General features: G+C 70.3%; 29 protein-coding genes. 13 read left to right on the top strand and 16 right to left on the bottom strand.

The features are described 5' to 3' along the window. Window positions 1–54: 54 nt before the first annotated feature. The 3 genes from ACTOWL_RS13620 to ACTOWL_RS13610 all read right to left on the bottom strand — a co-directional run bounded on the left by ACTOWL_RS13620 (window position 55) and on the right by ACTOWL_RS13610 (window position 2,895). Complete coding sequence (locus ACTOWL_RS13620) at window positions 55–1,335, bottom strand: TRAP transporter large permease (protein ID WP_441321774.1); 1,281 nt, start codon at window positions 1,333–1,335, stop codon at window positions 55–57. Continuing rightward, window positions 1,335–1,859 carry a TRAP transporter small permease gene (locus tag ACTOWL_RS13615; protein ID WP_441321773.1) on the bottom strand — a complete coding sequence of 175 codons (525 nt, stop codon included), beginning with the start codon at window positions 1,857–1,859 and terminating at the stop codon, window positions 1,335–1,337. Before ACTOWL_RS13615 ends, ACTOWL_RS13620 begins: the two co-directional genes overlap by 1 nt. Window positions 1,860–1,926: 67 nt before the next feature. After that, window positions 1,927–2,895 (bottom strand): TRAP transporter substrate-binding protein, encoded by a 969-nt coding sequence (locus ACTOWL_RS13610; protein WP_441321772.1) that lies wholly within the window; start codon window positions 2,893–2,895, stop codon window positions 1,927–1,929. 114 nt (window positions 2,896–3,009) lie between these two features. Between ACTOWL_RS13610 and ACTOWL_RS13605 the strand changes: the two genes are divergently transcribed. The 6 genes from ACTOWL_RS13605 to ACTOWL_RS13580 all read left to right on the top strand — a co-directional run bounded on the left by ACTOWL_RS13605 (window position 3,010) and on the right by ACTOWL_RS13580 (window position 8,661). Beyond that, window positions 3,010–3,690: a GntR family transcriptional regulator gene (locus tag ACTOWL_RS13605; RefSeq protein WP_441321771.1), complete on the top strand. Its 681-nt coding sequence runs from the start codon at window positions 3,010–3,012 to the stop codon at window positions 3,688–3,690. Between the two features lie 149 nt (window positions 3,691–3,839). Then, window positions 3,840–4,103, top strand: a complete 264-nt coding sequence (locus ACTOWL_RS13600) for an usg protein (protein WP_441321770.1) — start codon at window positions 3,840–3,842, stop codon at window positions 4,101–4,103. Between the two features lie 324 nt (window positions 4,104–4,427). Beyond that, window positions 4,428–5,621, top strand: coding sequence for a pyridoxal phosphate-dependent aminotransferase (locus tag ACTOWL_RS13595; RefSeq protein ID WP_441321769.1), 1,194 nt, complete (start codon window positions 4,428–4,430; stop codon window positions 5,619–5,621). Window positions 5,622–5,946: 325 nt separating this feature from the next. Beyond that, entirely contained in the window at window positions 5,947–6,726 is a 780-nt protein-coding gene (locus ACTOWL_RS13590) for a GNAT family N-acetyltransferase (RefSeq protein WP_441321768.1), read from the top strand. Window positions 6,727–6,887: 161 nt separating this feature from the next. Beyond that, window positions 6,888–7,928: a hypothetical protein gene (locus ACTOWL_RS13585; protein WP_441321767.1), complete on the top strand. Its 1,041-nt coding sequence runs from the start codon at window positions 6,888–6,890 to the stop codon at window positions 7,926–7,928. Between the two features lie 106 nt (window positions 7,929–8,034). After that, a complete protein-coding gene (locus tag ACTOWL_RS13580; protein WP_441321766.1) occupies window positions 8,035–8,661 on the top strand; it encodes a LysE family translocator in 627 nt (208 codons plus the stop codon). Here the strand turns inward: ACTOWL_RS13580 and ACTOWL_RS13575 are convergent. Further along, complete coding sequence (locus ACTOWL_RS13575) at window positions 8,658–9,737, bottom strand: asparaginase (protein ID WP_441321765.1); 1,080 nt, start codon at window positions 9,735–9,737, stop codon at window positions 8,658–8,660. The two genes, ACTOWL_RS13580 and ACTOWL_RS13575, sit on opposite strands and share 4 nt — an antisense overlap. Window positions 9,738–9,839: 102 nt before the next feature. Between ACTOWL_RS13575 and ACTOWL_RS13570 the strand changes: the two genes are divergently transcribed. Further along, window positions 9,840–10,367 carry an RNA methyltransferase gene (locus tag ACTOWL_RS13570; RefSeq protein WP_441321764.1) on the top strand — a complete coding sequence of 176 codons (528 nt, stop codon included), beginning with the start codon at window positions 9,840–9,842 and terminating at the stop codon, window positions 10,365–10,367. 14 nt (window positions 10,368–10,381) lie between these two features. Here the strand turns inward: ACTOWL_RS13570 and ACTOWL_RS13565 are convergent, their stop codons facing one another. The 4 genes from ACTOWL_RS13565 to ACTOWL_RS13550 all read right to left on the bottom strand — a co-directional run bounded on the left by ACTOWL_RS13565 (window position 10,382) and on the right by ACTOWL_RS13550 (window position 12,922). Next, window positions 10,382–11,236 carry a CPBP family intramembrane glutamic endopeptidase gene (locus ACTOWL_RS13565; protein ID WP_441321763.1) on the bottom strand — a complete coding sequence of 285 codons (855 nt, stop codon included), beginning with the start codon at window positions 11,234–11,236 and terminating at the stop codon, window positions 10,382–10,384. A gap of 254 nt (window positions 11,237–11,490) precedes the next feature. Beyond that, window positions 11,491–11,847, bottom strand: a complete 357-nt coding sequence (locus ACTOWL_RS13560; RefSeq protein WP_441321762.1) for a response regulator — start codon at window positions 11,845–11,847, stop codon at window positions 11,491–11,493. 83 nt (window positions 11,848–11,930) lie between these two features. Next, entirely contained in the window at window positions 11,931–12,428 is a 498-nt protein-coding gene (locus tag ACTOWL_RS13555; RefSeq protein WP_441321761.1) for a hypothetical protein, read from the bottom strand. After that, complete coding sequence (locus tag ACTOWL_RS13550) at window positions 12,425–12,922, bottom strand: hypothetical protein (RefSeq protein WP_342235435.1); 498 nt, start codon at window positions 12,920–12,922, stop codon at window positions 12,425–12,427. The genes ACTOWL_RS13555 and ACTOWL_RS13550 overlap by 4 nt, the downstream gene beginning before the upstream one ends. 160 nt (window positions 12,923–13,082) lie before the next feature. Here ACTOWL_RS13550 and ACTOWL_RS13545 point away from each other — a divergent pair, with 160 nt between their 5' ends. Then, on the top strand, window positions 13,083–13,763 hold the full coding sequence (locus tag ACTOWL_RS13545) for a DUF1223 domain-containing protein (protein ID WP_441321760.1): 681 nt from the start codon (window positions 13,083–13,085) through the stop codon (window positions 13,761–13,763). Between the two features lie 29 nt (window positions 13,764–13,792). On the opposite strand, the gene ACTOWL_RS13540 is transcribed toward ACTOWL_RS13545, so the two are convergent. From ACTOWL_RS13540 to ACTOWL_RS13515, 6 genes are all read right to left on the bottom strand, one after another. Beyond that, on the bottom strand, window positions 13,793–14,479 hold the full coding sequence (locus ACTOWL_RS13540; RefSeq protein WP_441321759.1) for an NrsF family protein: 687 nt from the start codon (window positions 14,477–14,479) through the stop codon (window positions 13,793–13,795). Next, window positions 14,476–15,054, bottom strand: a complete 579-nt coding sequence (locus ACTOWL_RS13535; protein ID WP_441321758.1) for a sigma-70 family RNA polymerase sigma factor — start codon at window positions 15,052–15,054, stop codon at window positions 14,476–14,478. The genes ACTOWL_RS13540 and ACTOWL_RS13535 overlap by 4 nt, the downstream gene beginning before the upstream one ends. Window positions 15,055–15,148: 94 nt before the next feature. Continuing rightward, the gene (locus ACTOWL_RS13530; RefSeq protein ID WP_441321757.1) at window positions 15,149–16,102 is read right to left on the bottom strand and encodes a DUF1624 domain-containing protein; all 954 of its coding nucleotides are present in this window, start codon (window positions 16,100–16,102) and stop codon (window positions 15,149–15,151) included. Window positions 16,103–16,112: 10 nt separating this feature from the next. Further along, entirely contained in the window at window positions 16,113–16,796 is a 684-nt protein-coding gene (locus tag ACTOWL_RS13525; protein WP_441321756.1) for an FkbM family methyltransferase, read from the bottom strand. A gap of 15 nt (window positions 16,797–16,811) precedes the next feature. Then, window positions 16,812–17,654: a branched-chain amino acid aminotransferase gene (locus ACTOWL_RS13520; protein ID WP_441321755.1), complete on the bottom strand. Its 843-nt coding sequence runs from the start codon at window positions 17,652–17,654 to the stop codon at window positions 16,812–16,814. Between the two features lie 124 nt (window positions 17,655–17,778). Further along, window positions 17,779–18,408, bottom strand: coding sequence for a S24 family peptidase (locus ACTOWL_RS13515; RefSeq protein WP_441321754.1), 630 nt, complete (start codon window positions 18,406–18,408; stop codon window positions 17,779–17,781). A gap of 370 nt (window positions 18,409–18,778) precedes the next feature. Here ACTOWL_RS13515 and ACTOWL_RS13510 point away from each other — a divergent pair, with 370 nt between their 5' ends. The 3 genes from ACTOWL_RS13510 (at window position 18,779) to choX (ending at window position 21,536) form a co-directional block, all read left to right on the top strand. Continuing rightward, window positions 18,779–19,906, top strand: a complete 1,128-nt coding sequence (locus ACTOWL_RS13510; RefSeq protein ID WP_441321753.1) for a D-alanyl-D-alanine carboxypeptidase family protein — start codon at window positions 18,779–18,781, stop codon at window positions 19,904–19,906. A gap of 151 nt (window positions 19,907–20,057) precedes the next feature. Next, window positions 20,058–20,552, top strand: a complete 495-nt coding sequence (locus ACTOWL_RS13505; RefSeq protein WP_441321752.1) for a thioesterase family protein — start codon at window positions 20,058–20,060, stop codon at window positions 20,550–20,552. Window positions 20,553–20,591: 39 nt separating this feature from the next. Beyond that, complete coding sequence (gene choX / locus ACTOWL_RS13500) at window positions 20,592–21,536, top strand: choline ABC transporter substrate-binding protein (RefSeq protein ID WP_441321751.1); 945 nt, start codon at window positions 20,592–20,594, stop codon at window positions 21,534–21,536. On the opposite strand, the gene ACTOWL_RS13495 is transcribed toward choX, so the two are convergent. Both ACTOWL_RS13495 and ACTOWL_RS13490 read right to left on the bottom strand, forming a co-directional pair. After that, the gene (locus tag ACTOWL_RS13495; RefSeq protein WP_441321750.1) at window positions 21,533–22,612 is read right to left on the bottom strand and encodes an NAD(P)H-dependent flavin oxidoreductase; all 1,080 of its coding nucleotides are present in this window, start codon (window positions 22,610–22,612) and stop codon (window positions 21,533–21,535) included. The two genes, choX and ACTOWL_RS13495, sit on opposite strands and share 4 nt — an antisense overlap. A gap of 134 nt (window positions 22,613–22,746) precedes the next feature. Next, window positions 22,747–23,643 carry a LysR substrate-binding domain-containing protein gene (locus ACTOWL_RS13490; RefSeq protein WP_441321749.1) on the bottom strand — a complete coding sequence of 299 codons (897 nt, stop codon included), beginning with the start codon at window positions 23,641–23,643 and terminating at the stop codon, window positions 22,747–22,749. Between the two features lie 243 nt (window positions 23,644–23,886). Here ACTOWL_RS13490 and ACTOWL_RS13485 point away from each other — a divergent pair, with 243 nt between their 5' ends. Both ACTOWL_RS13485 and ACTOWL_RS13480 read left to right on the top strand, forming a co-directional pair. Further along, window positions 23,887–24,576, top strand: coding sequence for a response regulator transcription factor (locus tag ACTOWL_RS13485; protein WP_441321748.1), 690 nt, complete (start codon window positions 23,887–23,889; stop codon window positions 24,574–24,576). Further along, entirely contained in the window at window positions 24,563–26,047 is a 1,485-nt protein-coding gene (locus ACTOWL_RS13480) for an ATP-binding protein (RefSeq protein WP_441321747.1), read from the top strand. Before ACTOWL_RS13485 ends, ACTOWL_RS13480 begins: the two co-directional genes overlap by 14 nt. Window positions 26,048–26,103 lie beyond the last annotated feature (56 nt).

The raw sequence follows: 26,103 nt of genomic DNA, 5'->3' as shown, positions 1-26,103 counted from the left end.
ATGGCTGGAACCGGTCAAGGCCCGTGCGCAGATTCTCTCAACGAAAGGCTTCCTTCAGCGAAAGACCGCGGGCAGCCACAGCGAGAGCGCGGGAATGTAGGTCACGGCCAGCAGCACCGCGATCGAGGCGCCGAAGAACGGCCAGATCGTGCGCATCGCCTCGCGGATCGTGATCTTGCCGACGGCGCAGCTGACGAACAGCACCGAGCCGACCGGCGGCGTGTTCAGGCCGATGCCGGCGTTGAGGATCAGGATCACGCCGAAATGGACCGGGTCGATGCCGAAGGCCTTGACCACCGGCAGCAGCACCGGGGTGCAGATGATGATCATCGGCGCCATGTCCATGAAGGTACCGAGGATCAGCAGCGCGACATTGATCAGCAGCAGCACCGTCAGCGGATCGCTGGAGATGGCGTTGATCGCCGCGACCGTCGCGGTCTGCACCTGCAAGAGCGCCATCAGCCAGCCGAAGGCGCCGGCCGTGCCGATCACCAGCAGCACCATGGCGGTGGTGCGCACCGCCCCCTGCACCGCCTCGACGAAGCCGTGCCAGTCGAGCTCGCGATAGACCAGCAGCGCCACCAGGAAGGCGTAGATCACCGCGATGCAGGAGCTTTCGGTCGCGGTGAAGACGCCGGAGCGGACGCCGCCGAAGATGATGCCGATCAGGAGGATGCCGGGCAGCGCCAGGACCAGGTAGCGGCCGACGGCGCGCAGGCCCGGGAACGGATCGGCGGGATAGCCGCGCCGGCGGGCGACGACATAGGCGGCGACCATCAGCGCGGCCGCCAGCAGGATGCCGGGGATGATGCCGGCGGTGAACAGGTCGGCGATCGAGACGTTGCCGCCCGCCGCGATCGAATAGAGGATCATGTTGTTGGACGGCGGGATCAGCAGCGCGATGATCGCGGAGTTGGCGGTGACGTTGACGGCGTAGTCCCGGGCGTAACCCCGCGCGGCCATCTGCGGGATCATCAGCCCGCCGATCGCCGAGGCGTCGGCCACCGCCGAGCCGGAGATGCCGCCGAACAGGGTCGAGGCGACGACGTTGACCTGGCCCAGCCCCCCGCGCATGTGGCCGACCAGGCTGGCGGCGAAGCGGATCAGCCGCGCCGCGATGCCGCCGCGGATCATCAGGTCGCCGGCGAAGATGAAGAACGGGATCGCCATCATGGCGAAGGCGTTCATGCCGGAATTGATCTGCTGGAACACCACCACCGGCGGCAGGCCCATATAGAGCACCGTCGCCAGCGAGGAGATGCCGAGGCAGAAGGCGATCGGCATGCCCATGAACATCAGCAGCGTGAAGCCGCCGAACAGCACCCACAGCTCCATCACGCCAGCTCCTGCACGCCTTCGACCGCCGCCTCGTGCTCGACGCCGGCAATCTGTTCGAACAACCGCTCGGCGGCGAACAGCGCGATCAGCGCGCCGCCGATGATCAACGGGATGAAGTCGAAGCCGCCCGGCAGGTCGAGCACCGGGATGGTCGCGGTCCAGGTGCCGATCGCCAGCTCGACCGAATACCAGACCATGGCGACGCCGAAGCCGAGGATCAGCAGCAGGTTGACCGCCTCCAGCACCCGGTTGAGCCCCGCCGGCAGCACCTGCTGCAGGAAATCGAGCCCGAGATGGAAGCTCTCGCGCACCCCGACCGCGGCGCCGAGCAGGATGAACCAGCCCATCAGCTGCAGCGTCACCGGCTCGGCCCAGCTCGGCGTGTCGTTCAGCACATAGCGGGCGAAGACCTGCCAGCCCACGGTGACGGTCATCGCCAGCATGCCGAAACCGGCCAGCCACAGGGCGCCGGTGGACAGGACGCCGAGGGTCCGGCGGGTCAGAGCCAGGACGGAAGCCATTCCGGCCGATCTCCCATAAAAAACGGGCCGGCCCCACGCATCGCAGGGCCGGCCGGGTGGTGCAGCCTCACTGGACCGCGCGGATGCGCTCCACCAGCGACTTCATCGCGTCGCTGGTGACGAACTTGTCGTAGACCGGCCCCATCGCGGCCGAGAAGGAGGCCTTGTCGACGGTGATGATCTCGGCGCCGCCGGCCCGCACCTTCTCCTCCGACTGCTTTTCGCGCGCGGTCCACAGCTCGCGCATCTTGACCACCGATTCCTTGGCCGCCTGGCGCAGCGTCGCCTGGTCGTCGGGCGACAGCTTGTCCCAGGCGATCTTCGAGATCACCAGCACCTCGGGCGTCAGCGAGTGCTCGGTCAGGGTGTAGTGCTTCGCCACCTCGAAATGGCGCGAGGATTCGTAAGAGGGCCAGTTGTTCTCGGCGCCGTCGACGACGCCGGTCTCCAGCGCCGAATAGACCTCGCCGAAGGACATCGGCGTCGGGTTGGCGCCGAAGGCCTGCATCATCGCGATCCACAGGTCGGACTGCTGGACCCGCAGCTTCAGCCCCTTCATGTCCTCGATCGACCGGATCGCGGTCTTGGTGGTGTAGAAGGACCGCGCGCCGGAATCGTAGAAGGCGAGGCCGATCAGCCCGTGCGGCTCGAACGCGTTCAGGATCTCATCGCCGATCGGGCCGTCGACGACCTTGTGCATGTGGTCGACCGAGCGGAACAGGAAGGGCAGGCCCAGCACCTGCGTCTCCGGCACCAGGTTGTTGAACGGCGCCGTGTTCACCCGGTTCATGTCGATCACGCCGAACCGGGTCTGCTCGATCGTGTCCTTCTCGGCGCCGAGCTGGGCGTTGTTGAAGACCTGGATCTTGATCCGGCCGCCGGTGCGCTGCTCCATCAGCTCGCCGAGATACTTGACGGCGTCGACCGTCGGATAGCCGTCGGGATGGATGTCGGCCGAGCGCAGCGTCTGCGCCGAAGCCGGAAGGGCGGCCAGCGACAGCGCCGCCCCCAGGACCAATGCCGCAATGGATTTCACGGAACGCCTCCCCCTTTTGCTCGGCCTGGTATGATCAGGCCGCCGTCTGGTATGGTAAGAATGAGCCTAGTATGGTACTTGACCTGATGCAATATCCCTTGCGAGCTTGACCGCATGGCGCCACTCGATCTGCTCGACCCGACCACCAGCATCGCCCGGCTGATCGAGCTGGAGATCCGCAAGGCCATCGTCACCCTGGCCATGAAGCCCGGTGCGCCGCTGTCGGAGCAGGAGATCGCGCTGCGCTACGGCGTGTCGCGGCAGCCGGTGCGCGAGGCCTTCATCGCCCTCGCCCGCTCCGGCCTGGTCGAGATTCTGCCGCGGCGCGGCACCTTCGTGGTCAAGATCTCGGTCGAACGCATGCTGGAGGCGCGCTTCGTCCGCGAATCGCTGGAGACCGCGGTGGTGCGGCGCGCCTGCGAGCGGTTCGACGCCCGGGTGCGCACCCGCATCGACTTCCATCTCGAGGCCCAGGAGCTGGCGGCGGCCGACGGCGAGCACTATGAGTTCCAGCGCGCCGACGAGGCCTTTCACGCGGCGATCGCCGAGGGCGCCGGCTGCCCGTCGGCCTGGACCGTGATCGAGGATCTGAAGGCGCATATGGACCGCGTCTGCCACCTGACGCTGCCCTTGGCCTCGTCCCTGCCGGGGCTGATCGAGCAGCACCGCACCATCCTGGCGGCGATCGACCGGCGCGACCCGGACGGCGCCGAGGCGGCGCTGCGGGCGCATCTGTCGGAGATCCTGCGGGCCCTGCCGACGGTGCAGCGGGAGCACCGCGACCTGTTCGCGTGAGCGGAAGGTCTGGCAGCACTCCTGCCAGAGCGCTGCTAACACATTGATTTTACTAGATATACCCTTGTGCAGATCGGAAATCCACATCACATTTCCTTCATGGACCGGACGCGCGAGGCCGGCCATGCGGAAAGGGATGGGCGAAGGGAATGACCGATCTGGAACGTCAGCTGCAGGGCTACCGCCTGACCACGGCGGAGATCCTCTACCACCTGCCCGACCATCCGGGGCTGCTGCAGAGCTTCGTGTGGCAGAAGCTGGACCTGGCACCGCGCTTCCCTGAGCTGCAGCGCTTCCTGGACTTCTGGAGCCACAGCATCGAGGGCAGGCTGCATTCGGTCCGGGTCGCCTCGACCAGTGTGGTCAAGCCGGCCGATCTGCGGAACTGCGCCGCCGAATTCCGGCTGCACTGAGATCGGGATCAGAGGCAGGCCGGCGGCGGGACCATTAAATGCCCCGCCGCCGCCCGTGACCTGGAGGGGGGATCCGGTCACGGGGTCCTGCATCACACGGCTGCGGCGGGGAGGGACTCCGCCGGGCCGCCGAGGCCCGCCGCTGTCGGGCGACCGAAGCCGCTCGCGAACCAACGCCGTTGGGGCCTCACCCTTTCTAACAATGCGGTCTCCGATCGGTTCCCGGAGAAACGCATCGGCCGCGCGACGCCCATGCGCCGGCCGCGGATGACGCCCGCCGCCCCGGCTTGCTACCCTCTGCCGCAAAGTCAGGGAGAGGTCAGCGTGGACGGACATATGGCGGCGGGTCTTCTGGGCGGCATCCGACCCGACATCGCACGGCTGCCGGAAAGCGGCATCGTCGAGGTGGTCAATGCCGGGCGCGGCAAGCCCGACCTGATCCCGCTGTGGGTCGGCGAGGGCGACCAGCCGACGCCGTCCTTCATCGCCGAGGCGGCGAACCGCGCCCTGCTCGAAGGCCAGACCTTCTACACCTGGCAGCGCGGCATCCCGCCGCTGCGCGAGGCCCTGGCCGGCTATGTCGGCCGGATCGCCGGGGCCACGGTGCCGCCGGGCCGGATCTACGTCACCATCGGCGGCATGCAGGCGATCATGATGACCATGCAGGCGCTGGTCGGGCCGGGCGACGAGGTGGTCCTGCCCGCCCCGGTCTGGCCGAACATCTTCAGCGCCGTCAAGATCGCCGGCGGCCGCACCGTGCCGGTGCCGATCGGGGTCGAGAACGGCCATTGGCGGCTGGACCTGGACCGGCTGTTCGCCGCCTGCGGGCCGCGCACCCGCGCCCTGTTCCTGAACAGCCCGGGCAACCCGACCGGCTGGACGCTGACGGCCGAGGAGCAGAAGGCGATCCTCGACTTCTGCCGCGCCCGCGGCATCTGGATCGTCGCCGACGAGGTCTATGCCCGCTTCGTCTACGCCCCGCTAAACGAAATGGGCCCGGTGGCGCCGTCCTTCCTGTCGATCGCCGCGCCGGAGGACCGGCTGGTGGTGGTCAACACCTTCTCCAAGAACTGGGCGATGACCGGCTGGCGCATCGGCTGGGTGGTGGCGTCGGAGGAGCTGGGGCAGGTCTATGAGAACCTGCAGCAGTTCAACACCTCGGGCGTGCCGACCTTCCTGCAGCACGGCGCGGTCGCCGCCATCGAGCAGGGCGAGACCTTCATCCAGAGCCAGGTCGACCGCTGCCGCACCGCGCGCGACCTGGTGATCGGCCGGCTGTCCGAATCGCCGCGGGTGCGGCTGACCCGCCCGGACGGCGCCTTCTACCTGTTCTTCCGGGTCGAGGGCGAGCCGGACAGCCGGGCCCTGGCGCTGCGCCTGCTGCACGAGACCAATGTCGGCCTCGCCCCCGGCTCGGCCTTCGGGCCCGGCGGCGAAGGCCATCTGCGGCTGTGCTTCGCCGGCTCGGTCGAGCGGCTGCAGACCGCGATGGACCGCCTGCTGCCCGCACTGTCGTGAGCCACGGCATTCACACGTTTCGTCCGCATACTCGTTGGCCACTGTTCGTTGCCTCTCCCGCTTGCGGGAGAGGTCGGAGACGCGAAGCGGCTCCGGGTGAGGGCTTGCCGGCCGCGATCCCGGGATCATCGCGTCAGGATTGGGCGGATCATGCACTCGCTCGCGGCGATGCTGCACTTTCGGCGAGGCTGCTATCCCCTCACCCGGACATCCTTCGGATGTCCGACCTCTCCCGCAAGCGGGAGAGGCAATGGTCTCACAAACCCGCCGCCGGTCTCGCCGATCGACTTGTGAATGTCGTCGCTGTCGTGGCCGGGGGGAGGCCGTGAACCGGGCGCTGCTGCAGCGCCTGGTCCCCAACACCCTCACGGCTGCGACCGAGGGCCGGCAGCGCGCCGATGTCGGCCCCTTCGCGCTGTTCGTCTCCAGCGCCAGCGACGATCCGATCCAGAGCTTCGCTGTGCCGGTCGCCCCGGCGCCGGACTGGCGGCCGGCGGTGATCGAGCTGCAGCGGGCCTTCGAGGCCGCCGGCCGGCGCTTCCGCATCGAGTTCTTCCGCGAGTTGCATCCCGCCTTGTCCCCGACGCTCTACGCCATGGGCTATGAGCGCGAGATGGAGGCGCCGCTGATGATCCTGCATCGCGACGCCTATCGGCCCGCCCCGGACGGCCCGGTGCGGCTGCTGGCGGCGGAGGACGAAGCGGCGCTCGACGGGCTGATGCTGGTCCAGCACGAGGCCTTCGACCAGCCGCTGGACGCCGCCGGCGAGGCGGATTTCCGCGCCCGGCTGCGCCAGGGCCTGGCCCGCGGCAGCCGGCGGGCCGCCCTCGCCCGGCTCGACGGCGCCCCGGCCGCCAGCGGGCTGCTGCTGATCGGCGGCGACACGGCGGAGCTGGCGGCGGTGGGCACCCGGCCGGCCTTCCGCCGCCGCGGCCTGGCCCAGGCGGTGTGCCGCCGGCTGCTCGATGCCTATTTCGCCGGCGGCGACCTGGCCTGGCTGTCCGCCGCGGCGGGGGCGGAGCCGCTCTACGCCAAGCTCGGGTTCCGCCCGGTCGGCACCCAGCTGAACTTCGGCTCCGCCGGAACCGGCAGCCACTCCAAATAGATTTCCAGCCCGACGTCCATATTCCGAAAATAGCTGAAAGATCTCGGCGACGCATTCGTCACCGAACCTTCATAGGAACGTCTCGCGAAGACTGCTACGAGCATCCTGATTTCGCCGCTTCGCTCGGCGAAACCCATCGGAAACCGACATTGGGGGACAGGATGAATCGTGCAGGGAAGCGGCGCGCGCTGCGCGCCCTCGGTCTGGTCTCGGCCCTGGTTCTCGCCGCGGTCGCCACCGAGAACCGGGCCTGGGCCTGGGGCCACACCGGCCATGTCGAGATCGGCGCCGTGGTCGCGGACAGCCTGCCCTGGCAGATCAAGGCCATGCTGGACTGGCGGTCGGCGGATTCGGCCATCGCCGAATGGAACGCTGAGCTCGACGTCTCCAAGGGCGCCGGCCAGACCCACGACTTCGAGCGGGACCCGGGCCACTACATCGACATCGACGATGCCGGCAAGGTGCTGGGCGGCGTCGACTTCAATGCCATGCCGGTGTCGCGCCGCGACTACGACACCGCGCTGCGCGCCGGCGGCCAGACCCAGTACGGCGCCGGGTACCTGTATTACAGCCTGATCGATGGCTGGCAGCAGATCCGCATGGATTTCGCCTGGATGCGGGCGCTGACCGTGGGCCTGCGCATCGCCTCGAACCGCGCCGACCGCGAGTTCTTCCAGGAGCAGTTGCAGCTGCGGCGCCAGTTGCTGCTGCGCGACATCGGCGTCTGGGGCCACTACGTGGCCGACGGCAGCCAGCCGATGCATGTCTCGGTGCATTTCAACGGCTGGGGCAACTATCCGAACCCGAACAACTACACCAACGCCCCGATCCACGCGCCGTTCGAGGGCAGCTTCGTCAAGAGCTTCGTCGGCGAGCGGGCGATCCGCGCCGCCCTGCCGCGCTATCGCGACTGCGGCTGCCAGATCGAGCAGCGCGTGCACGACTACCTGCTGACCACGCTGGGCACGGTCGAGCGGGCCTATCAACTGGCGCCTTCGACCAACAACTACACCACCCCGACCCCGGCGGCGGTCGGCTTCGTCACCCAGCGCGTCGCGGCCGGGGCGGCCGAGATGCGCGACATGGTGATCGACGCCTGGAAATCCAGCGGCGACTGGACCGTCGGCTATCCGGCGATCAAGGTCTCGGACATCGAATCCGGCAAGGTGAAGGTGACCCGCGACTCGTTCTGGCACGATTGAGGGGCTGGCACGACTGAAGCATGGGTCCAGCGGCGCGGTCGCCGCGCCGCTGGACAAATCTTTGGCGCCATGGATTGCTGGCCGCCTGTAAAGAGGAGCCGCCGCCATGTCGCTCGACCTGTGGTTCGCCTTCCTGCTCGCCGCCTTCGTCGTCCTGATCATCCCCGGCCCGACCGTCACCCTGGTGCTGTCCTATGCGCTCGGCCGCGGCCGGTCGCATGCCTGGTGGATCGTCGCCGGCGTGGCGCTCGGCGACCTGACGGCGATGACCCTGTCGATGCTGGGGCTGGGCGCCCTGCTGGCGGCCTCGGCCGGCGCCTTCACCGTGCTGAAATGGATCGGCGCCGCCTATCTGGTCTATCTCGGCGTCAAGCTGTGGCGCGCCGCGCCGAAAGCGGACGGCCTGGTGGCGCCGGACGCCGGGCGCTCGCCCCGCGCGATGCTGCTGCACGCTTTCGCCGTGACTGCGCTGAACCCGAAGAGCCTCGTCTTCTTCGTCGCCTTCCTGCCGCAGTTCGTGCATCCGGAGGCGCCGCTGCTGCCGCAGATGGCGGTGCTGGAGGGCACCTTCGTCACCCTCGCCGCGCTGAACGCCGCGGCCTATGCCTGGATCGGCGCCCGGCTGCGCGACACCATCGGCAAGCCCTCGGTGCTGCGCCTGATCAACCGGACCGGCGCCGGCGTGCTGGTCGCCGCCGGCTTCGCCACCGCCGCCTGGAACCGGGCGAACTAGCCGGCCAAGCCGTCGGCGCCGCGCACCGCGCCGACGGTCACGCCGCGGCGGGTCTTGATCTCGGGCGCCAGCCAGCGGCCGGCGATCTCCGGGTCGGCGTCGTCCAGCGCGCCGATCCGCTTCAGGATCGCGGCCATGGCGACATTCGCCGCCCGCTCCGCCCCGTCCTCGATCTTCAGCGCGACGCCGAGCCCGTATTCCGGCAGGGCGGCGCAGAACACGCCCTCGGCCCCGACCTTGGTCATCACCCGGCCGCGGCAGGCCTGCATGATCTCGGTGTCGAAGCGGCCGGTGCCGGCCACCAGGAAGGGCTGCGCCGCCCAGGCCTTGCGGATCCGCAGCACCGCGTCGCGGCGCTGCTCCGGCAGGTCGGCGGGATCGGCGATCCGGGCCATGGCGAAGGCCAGGCCTTCCAGCGGGACGGCGATGGTCGGGATCGAGCAGCCGTCGGCCGCCCAGGCCGCATCGCCGAGGCCGCAGCCGGTCATCTGCTCGAGCACGCCGAGGATGCGCTGCTGCACTGGGTGGTCGTAGCGGATGTAGCCCTTGGTCTTCTCGCCGAGATGGACCGAGGTGGTCAGGAAGCCGGTGTGCTTGCCGGAGCAGTTGTTGTGCAGGGCCGAGGGGTGCTCGTGGCGGCACACCAGGGCATGGGCCGAGCCCTCATGGAACGGCAGATGGGTGCCGCATTCCAGGTCGGATTCGGACAGGCCGATCTTCACCAGCCACGCCGCCACCCGCTCGACATGGCCGGGCTCGCCGCCATGCGAGGCGCAGGCCAGGGCCAGCTCCTCGTCGCCCAGGCCGAAGGCGTCGGCGGCGCCACTCTCGACCAGCGGGATCGCCTGCAGCGACTTGATCGCCGAGCGGGCATAGACCGGCCGGCCGATATCGCCCCAATGGCCGTGCATCCCGCCGCTGCGGTCGACGATCAGGGCGCTGCCGCGATGGCGGCTCTCCACCACCGAGCCGCGGGTGACCTCGACCAGGATCGGCCCGCCGCCGCCGGCGAGGTCGGCGGTGCCGGCGGCATGGCTGTGGTCGTGGCCATGATCGTGATGCTGGTGGTCGGTCATGATCGTCTCGGCGGGATGGCGGCAAGGGCCGTTCTGGCCCGCACCTTGCCCTCGTGACTGCCTCGGGGCAAGGTCGGGGCCGGACGACACGGACGGGATCGGATGAAAGGCTATTTCGCGATCGGCTGCGAGGGCATCAGCAAGCCGATGAATATCGGCGCCCTGCTGCGCACCGGCCATGCCTTCGGCGCAGCCTTCTGCTTCACCGTGGCGCCGGTGGCCGAGACGGTCGATTTCGGGTGGAGCGACACATCGAGCGCCGCCGGCACCGTGCCGCTCTACACCTATCCCGACGTCGCCTCCCTGACCCTGCCGCAGGGCTGCGCGCTGGTCGGGATCGAGCTGATGGCCGAGTCGGTCGCCCTGCCGAGCTTCCGCCACCCGCGCCGGGCGGTCTATGTGCTGGGGTCGGAGCGCGGCGGCCTGTCGCCGGAGATGGTGGCGCGCTGCGACCACATCGTGCAGATCCCGACCCGCTTCTCGCTGAACCTGTCCCTGGCCGGGGCGCTGGTGATGTATGACCGGCTGGTCTCGCTCGGCCGCTTCGCGCCGCGGCCGCTCATGCCCGGCGGCCCGACCGAGGAGCTGCCGCCGCATGTCCATGGCGGCCCGATCGTGGGAGACGACTGAGGCGGGGCGGACCGTCAGCCGCCCGCATCGGCGAGCGGTCGGATGCGGACGGCCATCCGCAGCGGCGATCGTGGATGCAGCAGCAGCAAGAGGGTCACGGCCATCGCCACGATGCTGAGCAGAATGCTGACGACGATCTCGTGGAGGCTCCAGGCCCGCGCCGACAGCGGCTCGCCAACGAACAGGCTGAGATCGGCATACCGGCCCTCCGACGAAACAAGCAGCATGGCCACCAGGTTGTTGCCGAAGTGCAGCCCCATCGATGCGCCGAGATTCCCGGTCGTACAGACCAGCAGCGTCGCACCGAGGGCGAAGATGGTGATCGACCCCAGGATGATGGCGTTCGCCCCACCGGTCGCGGCGGGATCCCAATGCAGCAGCGCGAAGATGATGGTCGGCAGCCCGGCCCATACCAGGGGGCTGCGGAACCTGGCCGCCAGGGTCTGCATCACATAGCCCCGGAATACCAGCTCCTCCGCCGAGGTCTGGGCCAGGATCAAGGCCACGAACGGCAGCGACGCCAGCAGCCATGTGCCGATCTCGACATCTCTGCGCGGCGGCGCCGGGTCGAAGAACGACATCGCCCATCCGCCGAGAACACTGACGATCAGGACCGCAGCCGTGGCCTTGGCGAAATCGTCCCACGCCACGCGACGCTCGGCCCCGAGCACGCTCGGGATCGTGCGCCGATGCAGCAGACGCACGATCAGCCAGATGCATCCCCAGCCGGTGGCGACCGCCGCCAGTTGCACCGCGGCCCCGGACGGCGAGACCACGAACTGCTGGATGATATCCCCGATCTGGGCTTCGGTCGGCCTCGGCACGCGATTGTGCAGCCCCAGCCCGATGACGATGCCGACGGCGAGCATGACCAGCAGGATGACGGCCGGAGCGAGGATGAGGGCGAGGCCGACGCCGAGACAGACCCGCCAGAGGGACAGTCGCCCGGTGCGGGCCTGCTCGACATAGGCCCGGAAGGCGTCGCCTGAGAAAGACGTCATGAAAACACGGCGGCAGTCGGAGAATGCAGCGAAGCGTAGCTGGCCGGCACGGCGCCGTCCAGCCGCGGCGCCTCCCTCTCAGCCGGGGGCATCGCCGAAGGCTTCGATTGCGCGCCCGGGGATTATCCGCCGGTCGCCAGCAGCGACCGCACGGTCGAGGCCAGGGCGGCGGCGGCGTAGGGCTTGCGCAGGGTGGGCAGGTCGGCCGGCACCCCGTCCTCGACGCCGTAGCCGGTGGTGAACAGCACCTTGAGCGCCGGCCGCTCGCGCCGCACCTGGACGGCCAGCTCGGCGCCCGACATGCCCGGCAGGCCGACATCGGTGATCATCAGGTCGAACTCGCTGCCGTCGAGCAGGCGCAGCGCCTCAGGCCCGTCCGCTGCCTCGGCGACGTCGAAGCCGTCATCGACCAGGGCCTCCACGGCGAGGAGACGCACCAGCACGTCGTCCTCGACCAGCAACACACGTCCGCCACGCATCGGATGATTGTTCGCTTCCTGCAATCCCGGCCTGATTCATGGCGGCAAACCGGGCTGGGGGCAACCCTCCTTGACCGGGCTCGTCAGTGGATCGTGGTTCCGGCCGGGACCGTGCGGGCAGCGGCCTCCGGCGGCGGCACCTGGCCGGCGACCGGCGGCAGCGCGATACCGCCGTCCTGCAGGGCGTCGGCGACAGCGGCGAAGATCGGCCCGCACAGCCGGGTGGCGGCCGGCGTCAGGATGGCACGGGCCAGGAACGGCACCCACAGCGTCTCGCCCTGCTGGTGCAGCGCCACGACGTCGAGCAGCAGCCGCTCATCCTCCGTCACCTGGCGGCAGCGCGGGCAGTTCACCTGGATGGTGCGGCCGGCGCCGTTGGCGATGAAGCCCATCAGGTCGTCCACCGCCTCGGCCGCCGCCGGTGCACCCTCGTTGCGGAAGGCGGTGCGCAGGTTGGCGAGCACGGGGATGCCGTGGCGATGGCCGGCGACCCAGGCGCGGATCGCCCACAGCACCAGCGTCTCGGCCCGGGTCAGCGGCGGTGCGCCGGCATCGTCGCAGTCATGCGCCTCGTCGCTCATGGCAGCGCCGCCCGGACCAGGCCGAAGGAGGGGAGATTGGCCGGTATCCGCAGCGGCCGCGGCGGCGCGGCCGGCCGCTGCAGCGTCACCCCGGCCTCGGCCAGGAGGCCGCCGAGCTCGGCGCACAGGCCGGCGGCGGCGCGACAGGCGGCCGGCGACAGCATGCCGCGCAGCATCAGCGTGCCCGACACGCCGGACTGTCCGATCGCGACCAGGTCCAGGATCCGGCGCTCGTCCTCGGTGACGGTGAAGGCGCAGGGCACGCCGATCTGCACCCGCCGCTCGGCGCCGAAGCCGATGATGCGGGTCAGCAGGCCGACCCGCTCCGCCGCCGCCTCGGCACCGACCTTGCGGAAGGCCAGCAGCACCGGATGGTCGGTCGGCGCCCCGGTCTTCAGCCCGACGACGCTGAGCCGCAACGCCCACAGCACCAGCTGCTCGGCGAAAGGCAGGGCACGGCGGTCGCTCGGCTCGGTGATCTGGTCCTCGTCCATTCTGGACTCTCCGTGTGAACGGTCGGCCTATTTGAGAACGATTATCAATCGCGAATCAAGCCCTCTCGTGTTTCCGGCCCCCGTGTTTCCGGATATCCGGCCGTAACCCGGCGCCGGAGCGGGTCGAACCGGGAACAGGTTTCCGTCTCAGGGACAGGACATGACCCGACCGCTTCTCGCCGGCCTGCTCGCCCTGGCCGCGCTGTCCGCTGCCCCTGCCGTCGCCGCCGAGCGGCTGGTGGTGGTGGAGCTGTTCACCTCCCAGGGCTGCTCCTCCTGCCCGCCCGCCGACGCGCTGCTGGCGACGCTGGCCGACCGGCCGGAGGTGCTGCCGCTGGCCTTCCATGTCGACTACTGGAACCGGCTGGGCTGGGTGGACCCGTTCTCGAGCGCCTGGGCCACGGCGCGGCAGAGCGCCTATGCCACGCTGATGGGGTCGAGCCAGATCTACACGCCGCAGGCGGTGGTCGATGGCGGCCGCGACGTCGTCGGCTCCGACCGCGCGGCGCTGGACTCGGCGATCGCCGAGGCCCGCTCCGACCCGTCGGTGCCGCTGACGCTGACCGCGTCGGATGCGGCGCTGCAGGTGGCGGTGGACCCCGCCGCCCCGGCGGATGCGGTGCTGTGGCTGGTCGGCTTCGACGACCGGCACGAGACACCGGTGCGGCGGGGCGAGAATGCCGGCCACACCCTGGTCAACCGCAACGTCGTGCGCAGCCTGACCCGGCTGGACGGCTGGTCGCCCGGCGGCACCATCGCCGCGGCCCGGCCCGCGGGCGACCGGACGGCCGTGCTGCTGCAGGCCGCGGACGGCCGGATCCTGGGGGCGGCCCGGCTGTAGCCGGGTCCTTCGCTCAGCCAGCCAGGCGCTCAGCCGGCCTGGCCGGCCAGGCGCGGCGCAAACAGCGCGAACAGCGGCCGGTTGAACAGCTTGGCCAGCCCGACCAGCAGCGCGATCGAGCCGCCATGCCAGATCAGCACCATGATCGTGGTGTCGAGCGGATGGAACAGCGCCACGCCGCAGGAGACGAGGGCCGATGCGGCCAGCATGCCGGTGACGATGGTGGCGGTCGGCCGCACCGGCCCGGCGAAGCGCAGCATCGCCACCAGCAGCGCCCAGAGCGGAATGCTCACCATCACGATGTTCGTGAAGCAGCGGAAGCTGGTGCCGAGCACGAAGCCGTCCGGGCCGAAGCGGATCCAGTCGGTCAGGCAGCCATAGCCCATCGAGGCCAGCCAGAAGACCAGCCCCGGGACGGGCAGCAGGGCCCAGCGCCGCGACCGGTCGGGCAGGCTGACATGGAAGGCGGCGATGGCGGCGAGGATGCCGGTCAGCATCGCGCCGGCCCATTCGAGCTGGTAGGAGGTCTCCGCCATCTCCACCATCCGCGCGTGCCGGACGCCTTTCATCGCGACCACGGCGGCGATCACGGCGGCGGCGATCAGTAGCCACAGGAGCGCGCGCAGCATCGGCGGCCGCAACGGGCGGACCGGCCGGGCCTCGGCGGCGAGCTGCGCGATCAGATCTTCGGTGCGAGTCCGCTCCGTCTCCGTCATTTCGGTCCCAACGCCCCCTTCAGCGCCTTCAGCGCGCGATGCATCGCGACCTTCAGCGCCGGCACCGACGCGCCGCTGGCCGCCGATGCCTCCTTCAGCGACATGTCTTTCAGCTTCAGAAGCTCGACCGCCTGGCGCTGGCCCGGCGGCAGCTCCGCGATCGCGCGCCGCAGCACGACCGAATCGGCCTCCATGCCCAACTCATTCGTTTCGGGGGCGGCAAAGGTTTCCTGGAACGGTTCGATCGTCGTCTCGCGGCCGGTGGTGCGGATCTGGATGCGCACCCGGTCGACGATCCGCCGCCGGGCGATCGCCACCAGCCAGGGCTGGAACGGCCGGGCCGGATCATAGGTCCGGCGGATGCTGTGCAGGGTCAGCAGCACGTCCTGCACCGCGTCCTCGGCATCGGCCGGGCGGTGCAGCGACCGGCGGGCCAGCGCCCGCAGATAGGGGGTGATCTCGATCAGCAGCCGGTGATAGGCCGCCCGGTCGCCGGCCTGCGCCGAGACCATCAGCGCCGACCAGCCGACATCCCGCACCGCGCCGGACCGGCTGTCCTCGTGGGGTGGGCTCATGGCAGCGGTCGGCGAGGCAATCCGGACATGGGCGCCGAGACTAGGGCCGTGGTTGGCGGCAGGCGAGCGAATTTTCCGCCGGCCGGCGTGCCGGTCAGCGGCTGCAGGATGCGGCCAGGTCGAGCAGGCGATCCTTGAGCTCGGGCGTCGCATCCGGCCGCAGCGCCGGCCACAGAGTCTGGGCCTGGACCCCATCGACCATGCAGCCGCAATAGGCGTGGCACCCCTCGGCGCTCCCGCCCCGCTGCTCGCATTGCACCTGGCAGTCGATCAGCAGCGGCGCCGGGTCCGGCGGCGGCGACAGCATCGCCTGCGGATCGCGGCCGAGCGCCATGCCGACCAGCAGCAGGAGGCCGATCAGCGCCGGCTGATGGATCAGATAGACGGCCAGGCTGTGCCGCCCCACCCAGCGCAGCGGCCGGCCCGGGGCGCCGCCATCGACGGTGCCGCCGGGGGTGCGGGCCCGCAGCCACCAGCGGGCCGCGGCGATGCCCAGCAGCACCGGCCCGAACCAGGGGAACAGCGGCTCGTAGTCGTTGCTGCGCGGCGGCAGGGTGCCGAGCCCGGTCCACAGCAGCCAGGACTGATCGAACAGGGTCGAACGCCACAGGATCGGCAGCGCGATCACGGCGAGGCCGAGGATGAAATTCACGGCCGGCCGCAGCCGCAGGAACAGCAGGCCGAGGATGCTGGCGACGGCGATGCAGTGCAGGATGCCGAAGAAAATGAACTGGTCCGGGATCACGTACCAGGTCGCGACCGTGACCGCGATGGCACCGGCCACCACTTTGTTCAGCCGGATGGCCCAGCGCCGCCAGTCGCGCCCCTGCACATGCCACAGCATCAGCCCGACGCCGACCAGGGCCAGGAAGCTGCCGGCGATCAGGTACCGCGCCGCGATCCAGCCGGTGCCGCCCGCCAGGTCCCAGTCGACGAAGCCGAAGAACCTCAGGTCCCAGGACAGGTGGTAGAGTGCCATCGCCAGCAGCGCCAGGCCGCGGAGCAGGTCGACGGCCGGCAGGCGGCCGGGGCGCTCGGAGGTGGTCATGGAGGTCTGGCTAGCTCGGCCGCACGAACACGCCGTCCATGCCGATCAGCCGGGCGGTGCGGCGGTTGAAGTAGCCGGGGATGAACAGCGCCGGCACGAAGCCGAGCTCGGCCATGTGCTGGATGCTGTCGCGATAGGACGGCTCGCCGTCATAGACCGGCACGATCGACAGCTCCATCTGCACCGCGGCGATGCGCGGCAGCACGCCGCGCGCGCCGTCCAGCACCCGGCGCTCGGTGCCCTGGGTGTCGATCTTCAGCAGCACCCGGTCGTCCGGCCGGGCGTGGCGGGGGAAGATCCGCTCCAGCCGCGCCTGCGACGCCACCTCGGTGCCGACATAGGCCGAGCCGTCGAGCAGGTCGGCCATTTCGGCGGTGAAGTCGAGCACCGAGCTCATGTCGCTCTCGCCTGAGACCTGCAGCGTCACCGGCGCGTCGCTATCGCCCAGCGCCAGCCGCGACTCGACCGCCCAGTCTGGATCGCCGGCCGCCGCCGCGGTCAGCGCGGCATGGGCGGCGGACAGCGGCTCGACCGAGACGATTCGCCCGGCATAGCCGCCGCGCCGCAGCCGCTGCGCGTATTGGCCGACATTGGCGCCGACGTCGAACACCAGGGTGATGCCCTGGTGCTCGAGCACCCGGACCAGGTTGCGCGTGTCCTTGGAGACCGGCTCGGGCGGAACGGCGTCGCTCATCGGGCCTGCCCGGGCTCAGGAGTGAGCCCACTCCCAATACAGTTTGCGGGCCTTGGCGTAGAGCGACCCCGGCTGCAGGTGCCGGTCCTCCAGCCGGGTGCAGGGCAGCACCTTGGCGAAGTTGCCGGTCTGGAAGATCTCGTCGGCGTCCGCCAGTTCGTCGGGCCGGATCGCGCGCTCGACCACCTCGACCCCGTCGTGGCGCAGCAGCTCGATCACCCGGCGGCGGGTGATGCCGGCCAGGAAGGTGCCGTTCGCCGCCGGGGTGTGCACGGCGCCGTCCTTGGCCATGAAGATGTTGGCGGTGGCGAATTCGGCGACATGGCCGATCGGGTCCAGCATCACCGCATTGGTGAAGCCGCGCTGCTTGGCCTGGCGCATGGCGAAGCCGGATTGCGGGTACAGGCAGGCGGCCTTGGCCAGGGTCGGCGCCATCTCCGGCGACGGCCGGCGCAGCCCCTGGGCGAAGCAGGCGCTGTCCTCGCCCGGCTGCGGCAGCGGCGAATCATAGATCGACAGGCAGAACCGCGTCGCCGCCGGGTCGGGCTCGATCCAGCCATCCTCGGCCCAGAACATCGGCCGGATGTAGACCGCGGCGTCGGCCGGGAAGCGGCGCAGCCCCGCGCGGGCCAGCGCCTCGATCTCCTCGGCCGGCAAGGTCGCCTCCAACCCCATCGCCCGCGCCGAGGCGACGGCCCGGACGCAATGGCGGTCGAGGTCCGGCGCCACGCCTTCGAAGCCGCGGGCGCCGTCAAAGATGATCGAGGCCATCCAGGCGGCATGCGTCAGCGGCCCCATGATCGGCGGATTGCCCTCCTGCCAGGAGCCGTCGAGGAAGGTCCACGCTTGTCTCGCCATGTCGTCCGTCCGATCCCGCATCGCATCACCGGCGGAGCATAGGCGAGCGGCCGGGCGGCGCCAACACCGCCCAGCGGCCGGTGGTCCAGCCCTGCGCCGGACGCAGGGTCCAGCGCGCCGCAGCCTACTGGCTCGACCAGACGATGCGGGCCTTCCAGGCCACATCGGACAGCCTCAGCGACTGCGGCGCCTGATCGCCCGACAGCAGCTTCAGATCGATCCGATTGGCACTGATCCGCACCAGCTCGCCGACCAGGAGATCCCCGCCGACCGTCCGGGCCACCACCCGGTCGCCGCGCCGCAGCCCGGCGGCCGGCGAGACGACGACGACGTCGCCGTCCCGGTAGATCGGCGCCATGTCGTTGCCGGCGATCTCCAGCGCATAGGCGGTGGGGTCGGACAGGTTGGGGAAGTCCACCTCGTCCCAGCCCTTGCCGGCCGGACGGCCCGCATCGTCGAACAGCCCGTCGGCGGCGGCCTGGGCCCGGCTGACGACGGGGATGCGGCGGGCCGGCAGGCCCGAACCGTCGTCGATCAGCCGCACGAAGGCGGCCATCGAGCTGCCGGTTGCGTCCAGGATCTTGGAGATGCTCTCGGTGGATGGCCAGCGCAGCTTGCCGTCGCTGGACTGGCGCTTGCTGGGATTGAAGGTCGTGGGGTCGAGTCCTGAGCGGCGAGCGAGGCCGGAGGCGGACAACCCGTTGAGCTTGGCGAGACGATCGATCGCCGCCCAGATGTCGGCGTGCTTCAGCATGGGAACACTATCTCCCCGGGGGCGTTGCGCCATTTGTAAGAGCGTATTCATTCATAAAACTTACCTAAAAATGAATATGTATGTTTTCCTAGAGACCTGAGCTCCCCCATGTTGCATCTCGCATATTCGACAGACGTGGCCCCCACCACGCCTGGCATTGTACAAGCGGCGCGACCTTTGCGCTATGACCCGAAAGGGATAGGAGATCGAGTAAGGAGATAGGTTCAGGTTTCCTATGCATGTCCTCTCATCCGCGCGTCCACACGTCTGCGCGCTTCGCCGCGGGGCGGTTGTGACAGGCTTTGGTTGGCAGCGGCCTCAGTTGACGCTATCCCTGCGGTCCATGCCCCGTCCCATGATCAAGATCGCGATGCCGGCCCCCCTCCTCCGTGCCACCGTTCTTCTCCTCAGCCTTGCCGCGCTGCCCGCCCACGCGGCCACCGTCGACACCATCGCCAGGCAGGCGATTCTGATCGACACCACCACCGACACGGTGCTGATGGAGAAGGCCGCGGACGAACGCATGCCGACATCGTCGATGAGCAAGATGATGACGGCCTACCTGGTCTACGACGCGCTGCGGGACGGCCGGATCACGCTCGACACCAAGTTCCCGGTCAGCAAGAAGGCCTGGCAGACCGGCGGGTCGAAGATGTTCGTCCAGATCAACGACAGCATCCGGGTCGAAGATCTGCTGCGCGGCCTGCTGATCCAGTCCGGCAACGATGCCGCGGTGGTGCTGGCCGAGGGCCTGGCGGGGTCGGAAAGCGCCTTCGCCGACCGCATGAACGAGATGGCGAAGACGCTGGGCATGAACGCCAGCCACTTCGTCACCTCCAACGGCCTGCCCGACCCGGAGCATTATTCGACCGCGCGCGACCTGGCGACCCTGGCCGAGCGGATGATCTCGGACTTCCCGCAATACTACCGCTACGACGGCGAGCGGGAGTTCACCTGGAACAAGATCAAGCAGGGCAACCGCAACCCGCTGCTGTACCGCGACATGGGGGTGGACGGGATCAAGACCGGCCACACCGATGCCGGGGGCTACGGCCTGACCGCCTCCGGCGTGCGCGACGACCGCCGGCTGGTGCTGGTGGTCAACGGCCTGCCCAGCATGCAGTCCCGCGCCGACGAAGGCGCCCGCCTGCTGGAATGGGGCTGGAGCCAGTTCCGCCTGTACCCGCTGTTCAAGGCCGGCGCCACGGTCGACGAGGCGACGGTCTGGCTCGGCACCGAGGACAAGGTGCCGGTGACGGTGGCGCAGGACCTGGCCATGACCCTGCAGCCCGCCGATTTCGACAAGATGACGGTCACCGCCCGGTTCCAGGAGCCGATCGAGGCGCCGATCGCCAAGGGCCAGGTGCTGGGCGAGATCGACATCGCCCCGCCGGACGGGCCGGTGCGCAAGGTGCCGCTGGTCGCCGCCCAGGACATGCCGGAGGCCTCGATCTTCCGCGCCTTCGGCATGAAGCTCGGCCTGCTGCTGGGCCTCTGAGCCGCCGGCCCTTTTCCGCCCGGGGGAGGGCGGCGCTTTCGATCAGGTCGGCGTCGCCTTCGGTCAATGAGTCGCGCCTCTGCCGCGTAGCATCGCCTGCATCCGAGCCCGTCCGACGAGAGACGGGCCGCAGGTGAGGACCAACCGGCGGATGCCAGCGACCGCGGCCAACCCGACATCCCCGTCCGACCGGACGATCGCGGCGCCGCTGCGGCTGCACCGCGAGGCGGTGCGGGCGGACTGGACCGACTACAACGGCCATCTGAACGACGGCTACTACGCCGTCATCTTCAGCCACGCCACCGACGCCTTCCTGGAATTCGCCGGCATCGACGCCGCCTATCGGGCGCGCAGCCAACGCACCGTCTTCACCGGCGAGATGAAGATCCGCTACCGGCACGAGGCCCGTGCCGGCGACGAGGTGGCGGTCGAGACCCGGCTGGGCGCGATGGATGCCAAGCGCTTCACCCTGCACCACACCATGCGCCACGTCGCGTCCGGCACCGTGCTGGCCGAGAGCGAGGTGCTGAACCTGTCGATCGACGCGACCGTCCCGAAGGTCGCGCCGTTCGAGGCCGAGATCCATGACCGTTTGAGCGAGATCCGCGCCGCCCACGAGGCGACCTCGGAGGACGAGAAGGGCTGACAACGCCCCCCGTTCCCACAGGACAGACAGGAGGCAATGATGAACGCGAGACGTTTCCTTTTCGCCGCAGCGGCGATCGCCGTACTGGCCCCGGCCGGCGGCGCCCTGGCCGACGACGCGGCCTGCAAGACCGTCAAGCTGTCGGATGTCGGCTGGACCGACATCACCTCGACCACGGCGCTGGCCAGCACCGTGCTGACCGGGTTGGGCTACGAGCCCAACGTCAACATGCTGTCGGTCGCGGTCACCTTCGAATCGCTCAAGAACAACCAGGTGAACCTGTTCCTCGGCAACTGGATGCCGTCGCAGACCGAGATGGTCGACCCCTATCTGAAGCAGGGCGTCGAACTGGTCGGCACCAATCTCGACGACGCCAAGGTGACGCTGGCGGTCAACCGCGAGGCCTATGAGGCCGGGGTCAAGGACTTCGCCGACCTGCAGAAGTTCGCCGACAAGTTCGGCAAGTCGATCTACTCGATCGAGCCCGGATCCTCCGCCAACAAGAACCTGTCGACCATCATCGAGAAGAACGAGTTCGGCCTCGGCGGCTGGAACCTGGTCGAGGCCAGCGAGCAGGCGATGCTGGCGCAGGTCGACCGGGCCACGCGGCGCGGCGAGTGGGTGGTGTTCCTGGGCTGGGCGCCGCACCCGATGAACATCAAGTACAAGATCGACTACCTGACCGGCGGCGACGCCTATTTCGGCCCGAACTACGGCGGCGCCACGGTGCGCACCCTGGCCAACCAGAAATGGCTGTCGGGCTGCCCGAACCTGCAGAAATTCGCCAAGCAGCTGGTGTTCGACCTGAACACCGAGAACCAGATGATGTCGATGATCCTGGACGGCGGCCTGGAGCAGAACGCCGCGGCCCGGAAATGGCTGACCGAGAACCCCGAGCTGCTGACCAAATGGCTCGACGGCGTCACCACCATCGACGGCAAGCCGGGGCTGGAGGCGGTGAAGGCCTCGCTGAAGAGCAGCTAACCGCGCAGCCGGCCGATCGCCGCCTCGGTCTCCGCCGCCAGCCGGGCCACCAGATCGGCCGCCGGCTGGCGCCGGGCCAGGCGCAGTCCCTGCCCGGCCCAGAGCGACAGGAATTCCGCCCGCCCCGCCTTCCCGGCCGCGCCCCGCAGCGGCCGGGTCAGCGCGTTCTGCAGCGGGAAGGGCAGCGCCGCCGACGTCTCGCCCGGCGGCTCGACCGCGGTCATGAAGCGGTTGACGATGCCGCGGGCCGGCCGGCCGCTGAAGGCACGGGTCAGCCGGGTCTCATGCTCCCGCGCCGCCAGGATCGCGGCCTTGTAGGAATCGGACACGCCGGCCTCGTCGCAGGTCAGGAAGGCGGTGCCCATCTGCACCGCCTCGGCGCCCAGCGCCAGGGCCGCAGCGATGCCGCGCCCGTCCATGATGCCGCCGGAGGCGACCACCGGCAACGGCACGGCGTCGGCGATCTGCGGCACCAGCGCCATGGTGCCGATCATGGCGTCCGCGAAATCGACCGCGAAGCTGCCGCGATGGCCGCCGGCCTCGCTGCCCTGGGCGACGATCGCATCGGCGCCGGCGCGATGCCAGGCCACCGCCTCCTCCACCGTCGTCGCGGTGCCGAACAGCGCCGGGCCGCGCGCCTTGATCGCCGCCAGCGCCGCGGCCGGCGGCAGGCCGAAGGTGAAGCTGATCACCGCCGCGCCGCTGTCGAGCGCGGCCGTGAGCTGGGCGTCGAAATCGGGGCCTTGCGGCAGCGGAAAGGACGGCACCGGCAGGCCGAGCTCGGCATAGAACGGCGCCACCCGCGCCACCGCCCGGTCGGCATCGGCCGGCAGCTCCGGCACCGGGGTCGGGCTGAACAGGTTGAGGCCGAAGGGCCGCGCGGTCCGCGCCCGCACCGCCCGCGCCGTCTCCAGGATCTGGTCGGGCGTCAGATAGGCGGCACCGATCGAACCCAGGCCGCCGGCCTCGGACACCGCGGCGACCAGGGCCGGCGTGTCGCCGCCGCCGGCCATCGGCGCCTGCAGGATCGGGTGGCGCAGGCCGAAGCGCTGCATCAGCGGGGTGACGACGGGCATGGTCGAATCCTCGTGCGGACGGGCGGAGAGCACGAGAAACCTGGTCCCGGCTGCCCGGACGATGTCAGGGTAACGGCCCGGTCCATTCATGTATAATGAATGCTTCTGAATGCCGCCATCTGTGATGGAGATACCTATTCCGCCGCCCGGACCGCGCCGGCGCCGCGGAACAGATCGAGGAAGGCAGTCAGCGCGCTGGTCGCCGGGGCGTCGCGATGGCGGATGAACAGCGTCTCGACCCGCGCCTCGGCCGGCGGCAGGCCGTGCACCGCCACCCGCCCGGCGGACCAGACCGGGCCGATCAGGGCGCGCGGCAGCAGGGTGACGCCGAGCCCGGCGGCGACGCAGCCGAAGATCGCCTCGAGCGTGCCGAATTCGAGCAGGCGCAGACCGACCGCCCCGCGCCGCGCCAGCACCTCCTCCAGCCGCTGGCGGTAGGAGCAGCCGGCCCGCAGCACGACGAGGCGCAGGCCGCCGGACGCAGCGCCATCGGCCAGGATCCGGTCGAGCCCGCCGGCGCCGGGCGCGGTCAGCAGCACCAGCTCCTCCTCGAACACCACCTCGGCGATGAGATCGGGGTGGTGCACCGGGCCGCAGACGAAGGCGCCGTCGACCCGCCGCGCCAGCGTCTCGGCCACCAGCTCGGCGGTGGTGCCGGTGCGCAGCGCCAGGTCGACCGCCGGATGGGCCGCGGCATAGGTCGCCAAAGCGGGCGACAGCCGCAGCGCCGCCGTGGTTTCGAGCGCGCCGAGGGTCAGCGGCCCGCCCGGCGTGCCGTCGTCGCGGGCGGCCCGTGCCGCATCCGCCAGGAGCTGCCGCACCCGCCCGGCATGGGGCAGCAGGCGCCGCCCGGCCGCGGCGTCGTCCTGACCGCGGCTGTGCCGCTCGAACAGCGCCAGGCCCAGCTCCTCCTCCAGCGCCCGGATCCGGGCGGTGACGTTGGACTGGACGGTGTGCAGCTCGGCCGCCGCCCGGCCGATGCCGCCGGTGCGGGCCACCGCCTCGAACACCCTGAGATCCCTGTCGTTCACGATGCGCCCCGCGCGTTCCGTCCGGGGTGGACGCCCGGATTGTAGCGGAGGATAGGCCCGTCCGGCGACATGGACGCCTGATTACCAAAACGTAAGTACGCCGCCATCGGCCTTGCTCCTACTCTCCCGGCCGGGTCAAACGCCCGCGGCACCGTCTCGGCGTGCAACGGTCCGGCGGGAGCACAGCTCTCTCGGCGTGGTCCGGTCCGTCACGCCAGCGATCCGCTGTCCGAGAGCCTGCCCATGCAGATCCTTCTGATCGAAGACGACACCGAGACGGCCCAGCACATCATCGGCTCGCTGCGGGAGGCCGACCACACGGTCGAGCACAGCCTGACCGGGGCCGACGGGCTGGCCCGCGCCGCGGCCGCGCGCCCGGGCTGCGGCCCCCGGCTGCTGATCGTCGACCGCATGCTGCCGGACATCGACGGCATCACCCTGGCCCGCCGGCTGCGCGGCGAAGGCAGCACGGTGCCGATCCTGTTCCTGACCACGCTGGGCGGCGTCAGCGACCGGGTCGAAGGGCTGAACGCCGGCGGCGACGACTATCTGGTCAAGCCCTTCGCCCTGGCCGAGCTGCTGGCCCGGATCGAGGCCCTGACCCGCCGCGCCGGCACCGCCACGGTCGAGACCGCGCTGCGCGTCGCCGATCTCGAGATCGACCTCCTGAAGCGCACCGCCACCCGCGCCGGCCAGGCGATCGACCTGCAGCCCCGCGAATTCAAGCTGCTGGAATACCTGATGCGGCACTCCGGCCAGATCGTCACCCGGACCATGCTGCTGGAGCATGTGTGGGAGTTCCATTTCGAGCCGCAGACGACGGTGGTGGAGACCCATATCAGCCGGCTGCGCGGCAAGATCGACCGCGGCTTCGACGCGCCCCTGCTCGACACCGTCCGCGGCGTCGGATACTGCCTCCGTGAACCTGGTTAGCTCATGGGCCAGGCTCGTCAGAACCGCGACGTTCCGGCTGGCGGCCGGCTTCGCCGCGCTGTTCAGCGTCTCGATCATCGCGGTGTCCAGCATCGTCTACGTGGCGATGACGCGGTATTCCGACCAGCAGATCGATCTCTCGATCAGCGCGGAGGTGAAGACCATCCGGGATTCGCTGGCCGGCGCCTCCGCCCCCGAGATCGTCAAGGCGATCAACGACCGCCTCACCGACATCGACCCGGATTATTTCTACTACGCGCTGCAGGATTCCGACGGCGGCGTGCTGGCCGGCAACCTGCGGCCGCTGCCGGCCATCACCGGCTGGGCCGACATCCCGCTGAAGACGATCGACGGCGACGGCTACCGCGAGCGCCACACCATCCGCGGCCTCGGCGTCGACCTGACGCCCGGGCTGCACCTGTTCATCGGCCGCGACACCCACGATCTGGACGATCTGCAGGAGGGCATCACCCGCTTCTTCCTGGCCGGCGCGGCCGCGACGGTGCTGCTGGCGCTGGCCAGCGGCCTGGTGCTCAGCGCCCGCTTCCTGCGCCGGGTGGAGGCGGTGAACATCGCCGCCCGCCACATCATGGACGGCCATCTCGACGAGCGCGTGCCGAGCCGCGGCAAGGCCGACGAGTTCGACCGCCTGGCCGCCAACCTGAACGCCATGCTGGACCGCATCCAGCAGCTGATGCAGGGGCTGCACCAGGTCTCCAGCGACATCGCGCACGACCTGCGCACGCCGCTGTCGCATATGCGCCAGCGGCTGGAGCTGGCACGGCTGAAGGCCGCCTCGGCCGCCGAGTACGATGCCGCGGTGGAGCGGGCCGTGGCCGATATCGACGGCATCCTCGGCGTCTTCGCAGCGCTGCTGCGGATCGCCCAGATCGAGGCCGGCGCGCGGCGCGAGGGCTTCGCCCCGATCGACCTGTCGGGGGTGTTCGAAACCATCATCGACACCTACGGCCCGGTCGCGGACGATTCCGGGCACCGCCTGACCGGCACGGTCGCGCCCGGCCAGCGGATCCGCGGCGACCGCCAACTCCTGACCCAGATGCTGGCCAATCTGGTCGAGAACACGATCCGCCACACCCCGCCCGGGACCGGGATCACGGTGTCGCTGGCGCCGGGGCCCGGCGGCCCGCTCGGGCAGGTGCGCGACACCGGCCCCGGCATCCCGGAGGCGGCGCAGCAGAAGGTGTTCCAGCGCTTCTTCCGGCTCGACGCCAGCCGGATGACCCCCGGCAGCGGCCTCGGCCTCAGCCTGGTGGCGGCGGTGGCCCAGCTGCACGAGATCCGGCTGGCGCTGTCGGACAACTGCCCCGGCTTGGCGGTGGTCCTGGATTTCGGCGAAGCGGCCAGGCCCGTGCCGGCGGTGAAGCCCGGGATGGACGGCCGGCGCCCGCACCCGGTGGCCGATCGGCCGTCCGCGATCGACTCCACGCCGGTGCCGATTCGTCGCCCATAGCCACGCCGCCGCACCGGCGATATGCTCCTAACGCGCTGGATGGCCGGGTTTTTCCG

Origin of the sequence: Inquilinus sp. CA228, from assembly GCF_052078665.1 — a bacterium.
Classification (GTDB): Bacteria; Pseudomonadota; Alphaproteobacteria; order DSM-16000; family Inquilinaceae; genus Inquilinus.
This window is presented reverse-complemented; position numbering and strand designations above follow the sequence as displayed.

What these genes read in the sequence shown, in the direction of transcription:
- ACTOWL_RS13620 (WP_441321774.1), bottom strand. Translation starts at nt 1,335, where the DNA reads ATGGAGCTGTGGGTGCTGTTCGGCGGCTTCACGCTGCTGATGTTCATG.
- ACTOWL_RS13615 (WP_441321773.1), bottom strand. Translation starts at nt 1,859, where the DNA reads ATGGCTTCCGTCCTGGCTCTGACCCGCCGGACCCTCGGCGTCCTGTCC.
- ACTOWL_RS13605 (WP_441321771.1), top strand. Translation starts at nt 3,010, where the DNA reads ATGGCGCCACTCGATCTGCTCGACCCGACCACCAGCATCGCCCGGCTG.
- ACTOWL_RS13600 (WP_441321770.1), top strand. Translation starts at nt 3,840, where the DNA reads ATGACCGATCTGGAACGTCAGCTGCAGGGCTACCGCCTGACCACGGCG.
- ACTOWL_RS13585 (WP_441321767.1), top strand. Translation starts at nt 6,888, where the DNA reads ATGAATCGTGCAGGGAAGCGGCGCGCGCTGCGCGCCCTCGGTCTGGTC.
- ACTOWL_RS13580 (WP_441321766.1), top strand. Translation starts at nt 8,035, where the DNA reads ATGTCGCTCGACCTGTGGTTCGCCTTCCTGCTCGCCGCCTTCGTCGTC.
- ACTOWL_RS13575 (WP_441321765.1), bottom strand. Translation starts at nt 9,737, where the DNA reads ATGACCGACCACCAGCATCACGATCATGGCCACGACCACAGCCATGCC.
- ACTOWL_RS13570 (WP_441321764.1), top strand. Translation starts at nt 9,840, where the DNA reads ATGAAAGGCTATTTCGCGATCGGCTGCGAGGGCATCAGCAAGCCGATG.
- ACTOWL_RS13565 (WP_441321763.1), bottom strand. Translation starts at nt 11,236, where the DNA reads ATGCTCGCCGTCGGCATCGTCATCGGGCTGGGGCTGCACAATCGCGTG.
- ACTOWL_RS13560 (WP_441321762.1), bottom strand. Translation starts at nt 11,847, where the DNA reads ATGCGTGGCGGACGTGTGTTGCTGGTCGAGGACGACGTGCTGGTGCGT.
- ACTOWL_RS13555 (WP_441321761.1), bottom strand. Translation starts at nt 12,428, where the DNA reads ATGAGCGACGAGGCGCATGACTGCGACGATGCCGGCGCACCGCCGCTG.
- ACTOWL_RS13550 (WP_342235435.1), bottom strand. Translation starts at nt 12,922, where the DNA reads ATGGACGAGGACCAGATCACCGAGCCGAGCGACCGCCGTGCCCTGCCT.
- ACTOWL_RS13545 (WP_441321760.1), top strand. Translation starts at nt 13,083, where the DNA reads ATGACCCGACCGCTTCTCGCCGGCCTGCTCGCCCTGGCCGCGCTGTCC.
- ACTOWL_RS13540 (WP_441321759.1), bottom strand. Translation starts at nt 14,479, where the DNA reads ATGACGGAGACGGAGCGGACTCGCACCGAAGATCTGATCGCGCAGCTC.
- ACTOWL_RS13535 (WP_441321758.1), bottom strand. Translation starts at nt 15,054, where the DNA reads ATGAGCCCACCCCACGAGGACAGCCGGTCCGGCGCGGTGCGGGATGTC.
- ACTOWL_RS13530 (WP_441321757.1), bottom strand. Translation starts at nt 16,102, where the DNA reads ATGACCACCTCCGAGCGCCCCGGCCGCCTGCCGGCCGTCGACCTGCTC.
- ACTOWL_RS13525 (WP_441321756.1), bottom strand. Translation starts at nt 16,796, where the DNA reads ATGAGCGACGCCGTTCCGCCCGAGCCGGTCTCCAAGGACACGCGCAAC.
- ACTOWL_RS13520 (WP_441321755.1), bottom strand. Translation starts at nt 17,654, where the DNA reads ATGGCGAGACAAGCGTGGACCTTCCTCGACGGCTCCTGGCAGGAGGGC.
- ACTOWL_RS13515 (WP_441321754.1), bottom strand. Translation starts at nt 18,408, where the DNA reads ATGCTGAAGCACGCCGACATCTGGGCGGCGATCGATCGTCTCGCCAAG.
- ACTOWL_RS13510 (WP_441321753.1), top strand. Translation starts at nt 18,779, where the DNA reads ATGCCGGCCCCCCTCCTCCGTGCCACCGTTCTTCTCCTCAGCCTTGCC.
- ACTOWL_RS13505 (WP_441321752.1), top strand. Translation starts at nt 20,058, where the DNA reads ATGCCAGCGACCGCGGCCAACCCGACATCCCCGTCCGACCGGACGATC.
- choX (WP_441321751.1), top strand. Translation starts at nt 20,592, where the DNA reads ATGAACGCGAGACGTTTCCTTTTCGCCGCAGCGGCGATCGCCGTACTG.
- ACTOWL_RS13495 (WP_441321750.1), bottom strand. Translation starts at nt 22,612, where the DNA reads ATGCCCGTCGTCACCCCGCTGATGCAGCGCTTCGGCCTGCGCCACCCG.
- ACTOWL_RS13485 (WP_441321748.1), top strand. Translation starts at nt 23,887, where the DNA reads ATGCAGATCCTTCTGATCGAAGACGACACCGAGACGGCCCAGCACATC.